Annotated in this window: 13 protein-coding genes and 4 pseudogenes; 12 read left to right on the forward strand and 5 right to left on the reverse strand. The window is 33.1% G+C overall.

Annotation, left to right across the window (positions count from 1 at the left end; genetic code table 11):
• Window positions 1-95 precede the first annotated feature (95 nt).
• The gene (gene tnpB, locus Y7E_RS35050) at window positions 96-230 is read right to left on the reverse strand and encodes an IS66 family insertion sequence element accessory protein TnpB (RefSeq protein WP_081584615.1); all 135 of its coding nucleotides are present in this window, start codon (window positions 228-230) and stop codon (window positions 96-98) included.
• 158 nt (window positions 231-388) lie between these two features.
• Here tnpB (Y7E_RS35050) and Y7E_RS0114485 point away from each other — a divergent pair, with 158 nt between their 5' ends.
• Both Y7E_RS0114485 and Y7E_RS0114490 read left to right on the forward strand, forming a co-directional pair.
• Entirely contained in the window at window positions 389-1,810 is a 1,422-nt protein-coding gene (locus tag Y7E_RS0114485; RefSeq protein WP_017151982.1) for a zinc dependent phospholipase C family protein, read from the forward strand.
• Window positions 1,811-1,925: 115 nt separating this feature from the next.
• Window positions 1,926-2,774, forward strand: coding sequence for an endonuclease I family protein (locus Y7E_RS0114490; protein WP_017151983.1), 849 nt, complete (start codon window positions 1,926-1,928; stop codon window positions 2,772-2,774).
• Between the two features lie 108 nt (window positions 2,775-2,882).
• Here Y7E_RS0114490 and Y7E_RS0114495 read toward each other — a convergent pair whose 3' ends face one another.
• Window positions 2,883-3,317, reverse strand: coding sequence for an Lrp/AsnC family transcriptional regulator (locus Y7E_RS0114495; RefSeq protein ID WP_017151984.1), 435 nt, complete (start codon window positions 3,315-3,317; stop codon window positions 2,883-2,885).
• Between the two features lie 142 nt (window positions 3,318-3,459).
• Here Y7E_RS0114495 and Y7E_RS0114500 point away from each other — a divergent pair, with 142 nt between their 5' ends.
• The 4 genes and pseudogenes from Y7E_RS0114500 (at window position 3,460) to Y7E_RS0114515 (ending at window position 8,073) form a co-directional block, all read left to right on the forward strand.
• Window positions 3,460-4,749 carry an APC family permease gene (locus Y7E_RS0114500; RefSeq protein WP_017151985.1) on the forward strand — a complete coding sequence of 430 codons (1,290 nt, stop codon included), beginning with the start codon at window positions 3,460-3,462 and terminating at the stop codon, window positions 4,747-4,749.
• 125 nt (window positions 4,750-4,874) lie between these two features.
• Window positions 4,875-6,501, forward strand: a pseudogene (locus Y7E_RS29885) (M3 family metallopeptidase).
• Between the two features lie 44 nt (window positions 6,502-6,545).
• Window positions 6,546-7,298, forward strand: coding sequence for a WecB/TagA/CpsF family glycosyltransferase (locus tag Y7E_RS0114510; protein ID WP_017151988.1), 753 nt, complete (start codon window positions 6,546-6,548; stop codon window positions 7,296-7,298).
• A gap of 49 nt (window positions 7,299-7,347) precedes the next feature.
• A complete protein-coding gene (locus tag Y7E_RS0114515; RefSeq protein WP_017151989.1) occupies window positions 7,348-8,073 on the forward strand; it encodes a 5'-methylthioadenosine/adenosylhomocysteine nucleosidase in 726 nt (241 codons plus the stop codon).
• 53 nt (window positions 8,074-8,126) lie between these two features.
• Here the strand turns inward: Y7E_RS0114515 and Y7E_RS0114520 are convergent, their stop codons facing one another.
• On the reverse strand, window positions 8,127-8,543 hold the full coding sequence (locus Y7E_RS0114520; protein WP_017151990.1) for a hypothetical protein: 417 nt from the start codon (window positions 8,541-8,543) through the stop codon (window positions 8,127-8,129).
• A 157-nt stretch (window positions 8,544-8,700) separates the two neighbouring features.
• On the opposite strand from Y7E_RS0114520, the gene Y7E_RS0114525 reads away from it, so the two are divergent.
• Window positions 8,701-9,348: a response regulator transcription factor gene (locus Y7E_RS0114525; RefSeq protein ID WP_017151991.1), complete on the forward strand. Its 648-nt coding sequence runs from the start codon at window positions 8,701-8,703 to the stop codon at window positions 9,346-9,348.
• Window positions 9,341-10,723 carry a sensor histidine kinase gene (locus tag Y7E_RS0114530; protein ID WP_017151992.1) on the forward strand — a complete coding sequence of 461 codons (1,383 nt, stop codon included), beginning with the start codon at window positions 9,341-9,343 and terminating at the stop codon, window positions 10,721-10,723. Before Y7E_RS0114525 ends, Y7E_RS0114530 begins: the two co-directional genes overlap by 8 nt.
• Window positions 10,724-10,883: 160 nt before the next feature.
• Here the strand turns inward: Y7E_RS0114530 and Y7E_RS29890 are convergent.
• Window positions 10,884-11,417: pseudogene (locus Y7E_RS29890) on the reverse strand (hypothetical protein).
• 328 nt (window positions 11,418-11,745) lie between these two features.
• Here Y7E_RS29890 and Y7E_RS29895 point away from each other — a divergent pair.
• From Y7E_RS29895 to Y7E_RS0114550, 4 genes and pseudogenes are all read left to right on the forward strand, one after another.
• Window positions 11,746-11,937 (forward strand): annotated as a pseudogene (locus Y7E_RS29895) (Rrf2 family transcriptional regulator); the annotation flags it as partial.
• Between the two features lie 7 nt (window positions 11,938-11,944).
• Window positions 11,945-12,385, forward strand: a pseudogene (locus tag Y7E_RS29900) (IS1595 family transposase); the annotation flags it as partial.
• A gap of 339 nt (window positions 12,386-12,724) precedes the next feature.
• Entirely contained in the window at window positions 12,725-13,852 is a 1,128-nt protein-coding gene (tnpB, locus tag Y7E_RS0114545) for an IS200/IS605 family element RNA-guided endonuclease TnpB (protein ID WP_017151997.1), read from the forward strand.
• A gap of 162 nt (window positions 13,853-14,014) precedes the next feature.
• Window positions 14,015-14,644, forward strand: coding sequence for a class I SAM-dependent methyltransferase (locus Y7E_RS0114550; RefSeq protein WP_017151998.1), 630 nt, complete (start codon window positions 14,015-14,017; stop codon window positions 14,642-14,644).
• 305 nt (window positions 14,645-14,949) lie between these two features.
• Here the strand turns inward: Y7E_RS0114550 and Y7E_RS29905 are convergent, their stop codons facing one another.
• A complete protein-coding gene (locus Y7E_RS29905) occupies window positions 14,950-15,231 on the reverse strand; it encodes a hypothetical protein (protein WP_017151999.1) in 282 nt (93 codons plus the stop codon).
• Window positions 15,232-15,485 lie beyond the last annotated feature (254 nt).

Below are 15,485 nucleotides of genomic sequence, written 5' to 3' on the forward strand. Positions count from 1 at the left end.
CCAAATTCCTTTTGCATATACGATTTTTATAGAATCGTTCCCGCATGTACGGCTTGATGCCCTTGTTTTTGATGAACAGCAATTCCATCAAGAAGTCATCTCAGTTGTCGTCTTGATATGATAAGAGGCATACTTGGTTTATGAGTTAGCCAGTAAAACATTCCCTTTTCCAATCTACGATAGTGCAACCAGAAACGATTCTGTTCCCAAACAAGAATTTTTGTGTATATTGTTTCTTTTTTAGCTAGTAATTAAATATGTATAATTGCATAAATAAATTGAAATATATAAGTTATCATTAAACTACATTTTTAATGTGGAAGGATACTTTTTGCTTCAAAGTGAAATCGTTTACGTTATTAATGAAATTAAGGCTTAGGAGAATCGTATGAAAAAGAAATTATGTACATTGGCTCTTGTCACAGCGATAGCTTCTGGTACTGTGGTAATCCCAACAGAAGCACAAGCTTGTGGAATAGGAGAAGTAATGAAACAAGAAAACCAAGAGCATAAACGTGTGAAAAGATGGTCTGCTGAGCATCCGCATCATCCTAATGAAAGCACACACTTATGGATTGCAAGAAATGCAATTCAAATAATGGCTCGCAATCAAGATAGGACAGTTCAAGCAAATGAACTACAATTTTTAAATACTCCTGAATATAAGGAGTTATTTGAAAGAGGGCTTTATGATGCTGATTACCTTGATGAATTTAACGATGGAGGTACAGGTACAATCGGCATTGACGGGCTAATTAGAGGTGGATGGAAATCTCATTTCTACGATCCCGATACGAGAAAGAACTATAAAGGAGAAGAAGAACCAACAGCTCTCTCGCAAGGAGATAAATATTTTAAATTAGCAGGTGATTACTTTAAGAAAGAGGATTGGAAGCAGGCTTTCTATTATTTAGGTGTTGCGACGCACTACTTTACAGATGCTACTCAACCAATGCATGCTGCTAATTTTACAGCTGTTGATATGAGTGCTTTAAAGTTTCATAGCGCTTTTGAAAACTATGTGACGACAATTCAGACACAATTTGAAGTGAAGGATGATAAGGGAACATATCATTTAGTCGATTCTAATGATCCAAAGCAGTGGATACACGAAACGGCTAAACTTGCAAAGGTAGAAATAACGAATATTACCAATGATAATATTAAATCTCAATATAATAAAGGGAACAATGCTCTTTGGCAACAAGAAGTTATGCCAGCTGTCCAGAGGAGTTTAGAGAAGGCACAAAGAAATACAGCAGGATTTATCCATTTATGGTTTAAAACATTTGTTGGAAATACTGCAGCTGAAGAAATTGAAAATACGATAGTGAGAGATTCTAATGAAGAGGCAGTACAAGAAAATAAAAAATATCTTGTAGTACCAAGTGAGTTTCAAAATAGAGGTTTAACCTTTGAAGTATATGCAGCGAATGACTACGCATTATTATCTAATCAGGAAGATGATAATAAAGTTCATGGCACACCGGTTCAATTTGTATTTGATAAAGATAATAATGGAATTCTCCATCAGGGAGAAAGTGCCTTAATAAAAATGGCGCAATCCAACTATGAGAATTACGTATTCTTAAATTACTCTAATATGACGAATTGGGTACATCTTGCAAAAAGAAAAACAAACACTGCACAGTTTAAAGTGTATCCAAATCCGAATCATCCAAGTGAATATTTCTTATTTACTGACGGCTATCCAGTTAATTATCAAGAAAATGGTAAAGGGAAAAGCTGGATTGTTTTAGGAAAAAAAACAGATCAACCAAAAGCGTGGAAATTTATACAAGCTGAATAGGATTTTCTATTATAAAGAGAGAAAATGTGTATGTAGTTTTAAAATATTTCATGTGTTTAGAAAGAATTGTTTTCGTTCATTAGTTAAAATTAAATGTTAAAGGGGATATGTGTATATGGTGTTCCGAAATACAAAACTTGCTATGGTTACTATTTCTTCATTTTTTATTTTAGGCTCTGCGTCTCTATCATTTACAGATACCGTATATGGTGATGTAGTTTCTGCGTCTCCGAAAGTAGATACACTTTCAACACAAGAGGTTACTTTACAAAACTACGACGATACATATTATAATAATGCCAAGGGAAAAACTGGTTTAGAGTTAAAAAAGGAACTTCATAACATTATTGATAATCATACAAAGATATCATACAGTGCGGTTTGGGAAGCACTAAGAGATACTGATGAAGATCCAAATAATAAAAATAATGTAATTCTCTTATATACAGGACGTTCGCAAGGGAAATTTACGAATGGTTCAGGGGTTGATAATTGGAATCGAGAGCATGTTTGGGCAAAATCTCACGGTGATTTTGGAACAGCTGCAGGACCAGGAACGGATCTTCATCATTTAAGAGCTACGGATGTATCTGTAAATAGTTCGCGTGGAAATTTGGATTTTGATAATGGCGGTATGAATCATTCAGAAGCAACAGAATGTAAATACGATAGTGATTCTTGGGAACCTCGTGATAGTGTAAAAGGAGATATTGCTAGAATGTTATTTTACATGGCTGTTCGCTATGAAGGAGATAACGGTGAAGTAGATTTAGAACTTAATGAGCGAGTGAATAACAATAAAGATCCATATATGGGGAAACTATCAGTCTTACTAAAATGGAATGAACAAGACCCTGTCGATGACGTTGAAAGAAAGCGTAATGAAATTATTTTTACAAAATATCAGCACAACCGTAATCCATTTATTGATCATCCTGAATGGGTAAATGAGATTTGGAAATAAATAAAGTTTTTGTATAAATATCTTTAAAGAATTTCATTGTAATTGTTAGTGGCATTATGTTTTGATAAAGAGAAAGGATTGATCATAATGATCAATCCTTTTTTAGGTTTAATCTACAATAATCGGTCTGTATGGGATTGGTGAGGATAATATCATGGAAGTTTTTACTGTACCAAATGGGATTACAATATCGATTAATGATTCTAATTCTTTCATTGATTGCACAGCTACTTTTAAGTAATAGCTACTTTCTCCTGTTACTCGATGACATTCAAGTATTCTATGTTCGTTGTATATTTTCTCCTCGAATTTTTTACAGGGGATTTTTAAGTTTTCTATTCTTAAAAACGCTTGAATGCCTTTGCCAACTGCATCGGGGGAAATACGTGCTGTATATTTTTCAATTATTCCCGCATCATGTAATCGTTTGAGTCTTTCGGTAACACTTGGACGACTAAGATGTAAATGTTCAGTCATTTCTTTAATTGTCATTCTGGCATCTTCTTGTAAAAGTGAAACTATCTTTTTATCGATTCCATCCATAATATATACTCCTTTACGAAATTGAAAATAAATAACTGAAATACCTTCATAATATAAAGTTCAGAAAAAAATTATGTTCATTTTTGAATATAAAATAGATTAACAACTTTCTATAATTTAAATATAAATGGGGGTGCATGGAATGTCTAATGATTTCAAAGAAACGATTTCTATTCGAAAAGGTACAGCTTTATATGTTGGGGCAGTTTTAGGATCGGGAATTCTCATTTTACCAGGTATGACAGCGAGTATAGCGGGGCCAAGCGCTATTATTTCTTGGGTTATAATGATTTTGCTCAGTATCCCGCTTGCGTTTACTTTTGCTTTCTTGTCTATTGAGTATCCAAGTGCAGGTGGAATTGCAACTTTTTCTGAAAAGGCTTTTGGAAAAAATATCGGCGCCATAATAGGATGGTGTTTTTTTATTGCCGGAAGTGTTGGTCAAATTATTGTGTCTCAAACGGGCGGGATGTATATTGTTAAAGTGTTGGATTTGCCTTTCTACTTTGCATATGTGATCGCCTTTATTATTTTAAGTATAGCTATTTGTTCCAATTTCTTTGGATTGCAAATGAGTGGAGTGTTTCAAGTATGTATAGGTGTATTAACTTTTCTTATCTTATTCATAACAATTGTTTGCTCATTACCTAATATTGAAATGAAGAATATGAACGTGAACGTTTCAGTAAATGAAATACAACCTATTTTACATGCGTCATTATTAATTTTTTGGTCTTTTTTTGGATGGGAAGCAATTTCAAGTTTAGCACCAGAATTTAAATCTCCAAGAAGAAGGAATATCATTTTTTCTACAGGAGTTGCTATTGTAATTATTGGATTTTTATATATAGGAATTGCCGTTTCAGTAATCGGGACGAGATCATATTCTATAGATTCTAATAATAGTACCGCTCTTGTAATCGTTATAAAAAATACATTAGGTGACCAATTTGCATGGTTAGTTGGATTAGTAGCTTTTATGATTTGTATAGGTACAACAAATGCCTTTGTAGCAAGTATGAGCCGGCTTGGCTATTCATTAGGAAAAGAAGGATTTGCTCCTAAGTATCTTGGATATTTAGATCATAAAAGGAATGTACCAACGTATGCTCTAATGACAGTTGGATTCATCGCAGTAACAGGGATTTTCATAAGTTTTATTTTTCATATTGGTCTAGATACATTAGTATTAATCCCTAATTCGTTAGGAATTGTTACATATATAGTAGGTACTGCAGCGGGCATAAAGCTAATCAAGAATAGACTAGGAAAGTCTTTTTCTGTAACAGCATTTACATGCTGCGTAATGGTATATCCGTTTATTGGTGATGTAATTGCCATTCCCATTGTAGTTGCGTTGATGTGCTTAATGTATCTCTATATATCAAACAGAAAAGGTAGTAAATGCACGTTATATAAAAAGAAGAAATAGAATTAGGAAAATAAAATCCTTGCATAAAAGTCGGAATATTTCAAGATGTTAAAATTAAAGTAATTCGTATATAATTAGCTAATGACGCGCGATTGTAACTATTTGTAAAAACAGGAGGCTAAAAAATGAATCAAATTACTGATCACCCAACGAAGTGGGATTTGAAAAGGCTATATCCTGAAGAACAAGACCTTATGTTTTTTACAGAAATAGAGATAATAGAGCAACTAATAGAAATATATAAAGAAGAGGAAGATTTAGAAGCTCTTTCAAAAATTATACAAAAAAACTGAAAAGGCAGAGTATTACTTTTACTGTTTATCTACTGAACAAGTAGATGAATCTATATTGGCTGTACCGCATACAAAAATAATGAATTTGAAAAGGGATGTTCGTTTATTACTACAAGAAAAAAGTAATGTTTCTGATAACGCAAGTATTCATTTTATAGAAAATGAATTAAAAGCTTGGGAAGATATGTACATACAATTACGAAATAGATTAGAAATACATAATAATAATGAAGTATTTTCATTTGGAAAAGCAAACTATCTTGCGATGAATGCTGAAGCTCATCATGAAAGATTAGAGGTATTTTCTTCTCTTACAGAGGCATTGGAAAAGGAGAAGGTGGTATTTGCTAACGTGCTTAATCAAATGGGGAGATTGCGTAATATAAAAAGTAACCTATTACAAGAAAAAGAGGTATTGTCACAATCTCTTCAAGCAAATGGTATTTCTAATAATGTATTATTGGAAATGTGGGATACAATTGAAGGGAATCTTGAAAAGTTATCGAGTGTTATAGCGTTTCATAAAAGTAATAAAGAGACATTTACTTGGCATGATTTGATGACATTAGAAGAAAATAATCAGATTGAGATCCCTTTTTCACTAGCAGTAAAGGATATATACGATGCTTTAAAGAGTATTGATGAAGAATTAGCAGAATTCGCACAGCACGCCATTATGAATGGTTGGGTAGATGCTGAGCCAAGAGATAATAAGCCTCCTAGTGGATTCTGTGCTCCTTTTTTAAGTGAAGGAGAGTCTCGAATTTCATTACGGTATGATGGAACAATTGATAGTGTAAGAGTATTAGCGCATGAATTAGGACATGCATGGCACTTTTATGTAATGAGCAATGAAAAGTCTCCCGCATTTTTGGATGATTATCTTCCAATGAGTATGGCCGAATCAGCATCGATTTTCTTTGAAATGGTACTTGTAGATTACTTAGTGCAAACAGCAGAACATGGTAACTTGAAAAAATCGTTACTCAGCTGGAAAATCAGAAATAGCTTTAATTATGTAATGGCCATTCGAGCTTCATTTCAATTTGAACAAACATTTTATGAAGAAAGTCAAAAGGGACCTTTGAGTGCGGATGAATTAGAGAGATTATCTATACTCTCACAAAAAGCAGCTTATGGAAATTCTCTAACAGAATATCAACCTTTTGTTTGGATGAAATATGGCCAATTTTATACAGCGAATCTTCCTTTTTACAACTATCCATATACATTTGGTTATCTACTCAGTTTAGGATTATTAGAAATTGCAAAACAAGATTATGAGTTTCATTCCAAATACAAAAAATTCTTGTGTGAGACTGGGAAGCGCCCAGTCGAAGAGTTGGTGAAACAATACTTTCACATCAATCTTGCCGATAATGAGTTTTGGGAGAAATCATTGCTTCAAATAAATAAGGATGTTGATGAGTATTTACAGCTTGTAAAAGAGGAAGCTTAAGTCATTTATTATAAGAGAATACGTAAGGGAAGTGTATGTAAGAAATGAAACAGCAGTACATAAAAGGTATACCATTTTGTAGCTTAGAGTATAAGAGAGTAATAGATATATTAGAAAATTGGTTATCTGAAAAGGAAAATAAACCAAAGTTTATTGTGACAGCGAATCCTGAAATTGTGATGTCAGCTAGACAGACCTCAGCTGAATCTATACGCTTCAAAAATATTTTACTATCTGCGGATTTAATAACAGCAGATGGAATAGGCGTGATACTTGGTTCGAAAATTTTAAAGGGAACATTGAAAGAGCGTGTTACAGGCGCAGATTTAACGCATGACTTAATAGAGTATTGTAATCAAAAAGGATACCGTGTGTTTCTTTTTGGTGCTGCACCAGAAAGTAATGAGAAAGCATTAAGAAATTTAAAAATGCGTTTTCCACATGCTATTTTTGAAGGGCAACATGGCTTTGTAAAAGAGGAGCAGATAGAAGACGTCAAAGTTCGAATTCAACAATTTGAACCACACTTACTATTGGTAGGATTAGGATCTCCTAAGCAAGAGGTATTCATCTATGAAAATCTACAAATATTAAACGTCCCTTTATCTATTGGTATTGGAGGTATGATTGATATTTTATCCGGCACGGTAAAACGAGCTCCAAAATTAATGAGGGATACTGGTACAGAATGGTTATATAGGTTAGTAACACAACCTAAAAGAATAAAGCGCCAGTTGATACTTCCCAAATTTTTAGTATCCGTTATGGCTGAGAGAGTCATAAAAAGTGTTCATTAACTTTCTATAATAGAAACATTATATGTAATAGAGAAGAGGTAGACGATAAATGAAAAAAATCGGCATTATCGGAGCGATGCAAATTGAAATCGACTTACTTTTAGAAAAACTAGAGATTCAAGAAGAGTTCACGATTGCCAAAATGCCTTTTTATCGAGGGATTTTCATGGATAAAGAGATTATTCTTACAAGGTGTGGAGTTGGAAAGGTGAATGCAGCTTCATGTACACAAATTTTAATTAATAAATTTGAAGTAGATTGTATTATTAACACTGGTGTTGCAGGTGGGTTACATGTAGGTATGAAAGTTGGAGATCTCGTTATTTCCACGAATGTTACACATCATGATGTAGATAAAGGACAAATGAAGAATTTATTTCCATTTCAAGAAACGTTCATTGCAGATAAAGAATTGAGAGAACTTGCATTAAAATCATGTAATACAATCGGACTGGAAGGAAGCTTTTATGAGGGAAGAATTATTAGTGGGGAATGCTTTGTTGAAAATGCGCAGCTGAAAGAGAAATTAATTGCTGAATACTCTCCGCATTGTGTAGAAATGGAAGGTGCGGCAATTGGTCATGTTGCGTATATCAATGATGTACCATTTCTTGTTATTCGATGTATTTCTGATACTGCGGATGATGAGGCAACTATATCATATGAAAACTTTGCAAAAGTCGCCGCGAATCAATCTTCGAGGGTTATTGTTGAAATGATTAAAGATATGAAAAGTGAAGGGTATCAAGGAGCGACTCATTATTTAAGATTATAAAGAAAAAGATTCCATAAGGCACAATCTTATGGAATCTTTTTCTCTTTAAGTAATTATGACTTTACTTTTAAATGCTTCAATAAATGTTCAGGGTGACCTTGTATATAATAAAAGTGTGGATTATTTTCATCATCATAAATCATGATATAAGGTTTTTCGTTAAGTGGAAGGAGTACAAGAACTTCATCTATCGTTGTATGTATCCATCGATTTGTAATGGCAACTGGTTTAGATAAAGGGATTTTTATCATATGGCCAGTTTTAGGGACAACGTTTAAATTTTTAAATACTCCAGTAATGGATTTTGCATATTGTACTGCTTCTTTTTGAATTTCTAAGTCTAGGGATTGTTTTTGCACGACCATTTCCTTTTGACAATCAAATACTTCAATTTGTTTATTTGTTTCTGCGAAAACATTTGTTGATAATAAAAATGAAAACAGAAAAATGAATGCTATTTTTTTTAACATGGAACAACACCTCATATTTACTATTCCCTCAAATCCTATAAATATTTTTTGTCACATTTATGTAACAAAGAAAGTGTATGATATCGCCATAAATATGAAATTCTCATTTTACTTTGGTATGATAAGGTTTACAGATAGTTAATGGAGGAAGAAATACATGAAAGTATTAATCGCAGATGATGAGCAGGATATGCTAAAAATATTAAAAGCATATTTTGAAAAAGAAGGCTTCCAAGTATTTTTAGCAAGGGATGGAGAAGAAGCACTTGAATTATTTTATGAGGAAAAGATTGATTTAGCAATTTTAGACTGGATGATGCCAAAAAGGAATGGAATCACTGTATGTCAGGAAATAAAAAAGAACTCGAGCGTGAAAGTATTGATGCTTACTGCTAAAAGTGAAAATGAAGATGAACTTGCGGCCTTGCAAAGTGGAGCGGACGAATATGTCAAAAAGCCATTTCATCCAGGTATTTTACTTACAAGAGCAAAAAAGCTTTTACATCAAGAGAATATCATACAAGTACAAGATTTAAAAATAGATCTGACGAAAAATAAAGTATATAAAAATGATAAAGAATTAGAAATCACGAAAACAGAGTTAGAATTAATTAAATGTTTTTTAAATCATAAAGGTACGATATTAACGCGTAAAAAGTTATTAGATATCGTATGGGGCTTTGATTATTTCGGAGATGAGCGAACAGTGGATACACATGTTAGACGATTACGAAAAAAAATAGGTGAAGAGATTATTAAAACGCATCGTGGTTTAGGATATAGTTTGGAGAATGCTCGTGAATAAGCTTGGTAAAAAACTGTTTCTAAGTATTTCCTTAACGATTATTCTTATTTTTACAATTTCGTTATTATTAATAAATTATTTTTTGCCGAAATATAATATATACAAGACAAGAGAAGGCCTAAATAAAATTACGACTCAAATACAATCTGCCTCTGATGAAACACTAGTAGATACGATCAATCGAATTGAGAATGAAAACAATGTAACAATAGTTTACACTTCTATAAAAGGCACAGAAGATGAAATGAATGACGCATTACGTTCGCAGCTTGCCCATAAGAGGGTGACATTGAATAAGCTTTGGATTACAAAAGAAGAGGTAATGAAAGTAAAGCGTTCTGGACAATCGAATAAATTATATGATCAAGAGAAGCTAAAAGCGAGCTTTTTTGCAAAATATATCGCTAAAAATGATATGTTAATTTTAGTGGGGGTTTCGATTGCTCATTCAAACGAACTGATAGAGGCACTTAACACATTTTATTTATATATTTTAGGATTTTCAATATTACTTGTCGTTGTACTAGTCTGGGTACTATCCAAAACAATTACAACTCCATTAAAAGAATTAAGCGATGTCGCAGAAGAAATTTCTAACCTTAAATTTAAGCGATCGCAGGTGAAAACAAATGATGAAATTGGTGATTTAGCTAATAGTATTAATATTATGAGTAATAAGTTACATGAAGCTCATCGAGATTTAATGGATAAAAATGAACACTTAAAACGATTTATGGGAGATATTACTCACGAGCTGAAAACGCCGATTGCATTAGTAAAGGCATATTCAATGGGGATTCAAGATGGACTAGATGATGGGACATATTTGGATACAATTATTAAACAAACGGATCAAATGTCAAATTTAATAGAGGAACTGCTTCGTTTTTCTAAAATTGAAAGAGACTTACTGCAGAAAGAAGAATTTCAGGTAGTATCACTTATTCAAAGTGTAATTGAGAAACATGAAATTGAATTCCAAGCCAAAGATATACATTTACAAATGGATTGTCGCGCACGAGATGTTAATATTTATGCAGATTTGGATAAAATGAAAATGGTATTTAATAATTTAATTTCAAATGCAATCAAATATACAGAAAATCAAAATATCAAGATTGTATTGGAAGACAGAAATGATTGCGTATATTTTAGTATCCAAAATGGAATTAATCCTGATATAAGTACAGATATCGAAAAAATTTGGGAGCCATTTTATGTATTAGAAGCTTCACGTAGTAAGGAAATATCAGGAACTGGATTAGGATTAGCCATTGTAAAAAGTATTTTAGAACGACATGGTTTTGAGTATGGTGTCTCCATTATAAAAAATGAAATACAATTTTATATGTATATAGAAAAGAGTTTACTTTGAGTTATTAAGAGCTAAATGTTTAAAAATAAAAAGCTCTCACATATTAGATATGACTAATTTGTAAGAGCTTTTACTCTTTTTATTGCCAGTTTGAAAAATAGATTAATCGTTTATAAAAATGATGAACCCAATCTTAATAATAAAAGGAGTTCGGATTTTCTTATTTCCAGGCGGACAAATATTTCTTTCGATATTTGTTATCTTCTTCGGACTCAATCAGTTCCATTGAAATTTCCTTAATATGTTCATCCTTGACTTCATCGTATAAATGTTTTAAACCTACAATCATATCATATCGAATCAAGATATAATGTTTTTCGTTCATTCCATTTTTGAAGCGCTCAATAATATGATTGAGCACCATTTCTCTTTGTTCTGGCCCAGCTAACCCAACCTTCCAAATCGATTGTAAACTATGCCGAGCAGTGACAAATTTCACTTCCCATAATGCTGAAAAATCGCGTAGCATCCGTTTATCTGGATCACGAATTGCTAAACCAGCAAGAAACTGTGCAACTCTCGATCTCCTATGATTATTGGGATCGGTTAGCCATTCTATTCATTGATCCCAAACTTCATAAGCCCAGTCTACTTCTCCTTTTGTAGTATCAATAATATTTTGAAAGGCTTCTAATTGTAGGCTTTTATCATTTGCTTCTAGATTTTCAAAATAAGATTTTGTTATATTATCCATTGTATTACCTTAAATGTATTAGTTATTTTGATTATACTCTGTTTACTTGAGCCCCTTCAATACATGTTATATCTCTTAATAATGAAAAATAAATGAACAATCCTCGTTAAAATAGTGAGGGCTGGAGTTTCTTTTATAGGGCCCTTCTAATAATTAGTAGTAATTTGTTATTTCATATTGTATTAAGGGGGAGGGGAGTTGAAAAAGTACATAGTATGGTCAGACTCTGCATAATAGAGAAGATGTAAACATCTTGCAATTTTTTTCACTTTAAATTAAAATATATTCCAGACATTAAAGATCTGTAATGTACTTTAAAGGGAGAGTAATGATATATTCAAAATCCACAGATTATACTTTACGCACAATGGTATATGTAACACTAACACCAAAAGGAAAATCGATTGGAGTAGAACAGTTAGCTAAAATTCAAAACCTTTCACCAACATACCTTTCTAAGATGTTAACAAAAATTGTTAAAGCAGGACTAATTGAATTCCATCCCGGTGTTAAAGGTGGATGTAGTAAGAAAGTCTCGGGAAAGAGGTAAGCAGGTTAAAAAGAGAGGTATATCTAACGAACAAGTATGTATAGCAACTGCTATTGATAGGCAAGGTAATTTAATCATGGAACTACTATGTAAGGGTAGAATGACACATCAAGGATTAGAAAGGCCCTATGATGGTCGTATAGGGGATAACTCTATCCTTTGTACTGATAGTCATAAGAGTTATGTTCAGTTCGCCCATGATTTTTCGTTAGACCATAAGCGTGTAAAAAGAGGAAAACATAAAGAAGGAATATACCATATTCAACACATAAATGCTGTTCACAGCAAATTAAAGAAGTGGATGAATAGGTTTAATGGTGTTGCAACTAAATATATCAGTAACTATATGTACTGGTTCAAATGGCTTGAACTATTTGAAAATGATAAAGAAGCAATAAAGGTAAAGAATTTTATCATTTCCTGACAAAAAATTCCCACCTCAAGGAATGGATAGGACATGGTCCAATGATTAGGTGGGAGATGAATGGCGGTTAGGAAAAAGCCTAACGGTTCTTCTTGTTGAAGAGTCAGTAATGAGGTATCAAAATCCGTTCGTTCCTATAGAAGGAAAATGATGCAGCAAGAAACATTCTTACAGATAAGGAATTGTTCCACTTTGAAGGATGACAGAGGAATTTCAACAAAAAAGAAGAAGTGATACGAGAGAAGTATTTTTTGAGTACATTCTGACATCGTTCTCATACATATCGTGAAAAAGTATGTAGAAAAACTAAAATAGGAAGTGAGGTGGAAAGTGGTGCTCGTCCATAAAGCGTATAAGTTCCGGATCTATCCTAATGCAGAACAAAAAATCCGTATTGTGAAAACAATTGGTTGTTCTCGTTTTGTATTCAATTACTTTTTGGCAAAATGGAATGATGTATATAAAGAAACAGAAAAAGGATTAACCTATGACACTTGTTCTTCGCAATTACCTGCTCTCAAAAAAGAATTTGTATGGCTCAGAGAAGCGGACAGTACGGCTCTTCAATCTTCTCTTCACAACCTCGCTGAATCGTATTCACGATTCTTCAACAAACAAAATAAAGCACCTCGGTTTAAGTCGAAAAACAATAAAGTTCAATCATATACAACGAAGCACACGAATGGGAACATCGCGATTGTAGGGAATCAAATAAAGTTACCGAAATTGGGTCTTGTCACGTTTGCTAAAAGTCGGGAGGTAGAAGGACGTATTTTGAGCGCTACTGTCAGAAGGAATCCAAGTGGAACATATTTTGTCTCAATTCTTGCCGAAGTAGAAGTGCAAGAGTTGTCAAAGACAGGTTCCGCTGTTGGTGTAGATGTTGGCGTGAAAAATGTTGCCATTCTTTCAACTGGAGAGGTATTTGAAAATCCGAAATGGTTTCGGGTATTAGAGAAGAAGCTCGCTCATGCCCAGCGTATTTTGTCTCGCCGTACAAAAGGTGGGGCGAACTGGCATAAACAGCGAATCAAAGTGGCTCGTATACATGAACGAATCACAAATGCAAGAACTGATTACTTGCAAAAACTTTCTACGATGATCATCAAAAACCACGATGTGATTGGAATAGAAGATTTGCAAGTATCCAATATGTTACAGAATCACAAGCTAGCGAAAGCAATTCAAGAAGTATCTTGGTCACGATTCAGAGCGATGCTTGCGTATAAGGCAAAGTGGTATGGGAAACAAGTCGTCGTAGTATCCAAAACATTCGCCAGCTCTCAACTTTGTTCGCATTGTGGCAACAAAAATAAAGAGGTGAAAGATCTGAAATTGCGTGAATGGAAGTGTCCTTCTTGTGGTATGCATCATGATAGAGATGTCAACGCAGGACAAAATCTGAGAAAAGAGGCCTTAAGGCTTCTAACCGTAGGGACTACGGGGATTGCCTACTCATAAAGCCAAGGGATACTTTGGCGTTCGTAGGAATCCCCCACTTCAAGCAGTTCGTTAGACTGTTAAGTGGGGGTAGTTCAAGGTTTAATGTAATGTAGCTTATGCTTATACAAAAACAGCAGATTTTAAAGAAAGAGAGCCAATATTTGTAAAGGAGATTGAGGTATGACAGAATTCTGGGAATCAAGTTTTATAGAAAATCAAATGATGTGGGGATTTGAACCTTCAGACTCTGCAATCTTGACGAAGGACTTTTTCCTTGAAAAGAAAGTTAAGGATATATTGATTCCTGGTATTGGATATGGTAGAAATGCAAAGGTTTTTATTGACAACGGAATAAATGTAACAGGTATTGAGATTTCAAAAACAGCGATTGAATTGGTAAGGCAAAATGGGCTTAATATTAGTATTTTTCATGGTTCAGTAACCGATATGCCTTTTGATAACAAACTTTATGATGGTATATTTTGTTATGCACTTATTCACTTATTGAATAATCGTGAGAGAGATAAGTTTATTAAAGATTGCTATAATCAGTTAAAGCCAAACGGATATATGATTTTTACTACTATTTCAAAAGAAGCCCCAATGTTTGGAAAGGGCAAACAACTGGGTAAAGACTATTTCGAGATAATGGTAGGGGTAAAAATGTTTTTTTATGATTCTGACTCGATAAAACAAGAATTTGGAAAATATGGACTGGTAGAATTTTCGGAAATTGTTGAGCCGCATAAGAATATGGAAAATAAGCCTCCATTTAAATTTATAATGGTAAAATGTCAAAAAGAACTATAATTACAATTTATATTATTTCTATATATTTGTTGTCTCCTGATGCAGAATCCTTATGATAAGGGTTCTTTTTTTGTTCCATTTAGTTTAGATTTATTACAAAAAAAGGCCTGAAACTGAAACCAAGTCTTTTTTATGCCAGGATTTCTTATTCAATCTAACTAATTTCTCCTATCCTTTATCTTTTTTTAGCTGATTTTTAAGAAGGAAACGTCTATTTAGAATTAGGATTATAATGAATAGTTCTATAAATACTATGATGGATATCAGGTAAGAGATCTTGATACATCTGAGGATCTATTTCTCCTTTATTTAGTGCAATATCTAATTGTTTTTTTTTGTTCTATTGCAAAATAATGGATTAACTTTGCTTCATCTATGCCTTTTTTAGATGCAAACTCAGCTAGAGTTATTCCTTGCTTCATTGCATTATTATATTCATTTGAATTTGAATTTAAAAATTTTAATAATGCTTGTTGATTTACTGTATATGTGAATACCTGTCCTTCTTTAGCGTAACTTACAGGGATTTTAGCATTCCAAAATGCTATGAAGCAACAAAAACATAATATCCAACATATCTTTTTCATAAAAGCACCCCAGCTTTCTTTTATATAATTTGATAGTATAGTTTATCCTATTTTATAAAAATTACTTTATATGATGAATCTCCACATGCCCATCAACTTAAGAAATGGGTTGTTCCCCAAAACAAAAAAATAATCTGGGTTCCAATAAATAACTATAAAATAAAAAAATCGTTTTGGGGTACTTCAAGGTACTAGGTTGATGGCAATGGGGCGGTACCCCATCGCTATCAAGCTAACAAAACAAAATACCCCCT

Origin of the sequence: Bacillus bingmayongensis (assembly GCF_000299035.1) — a bacterium.
Classification (GTDB): domain Bacteria; phylum Bacillota; class Bacilli; order Bacillales; family Bacillaceae_G; genus Bacillus_A; species Bacillus_A bingmayongensis.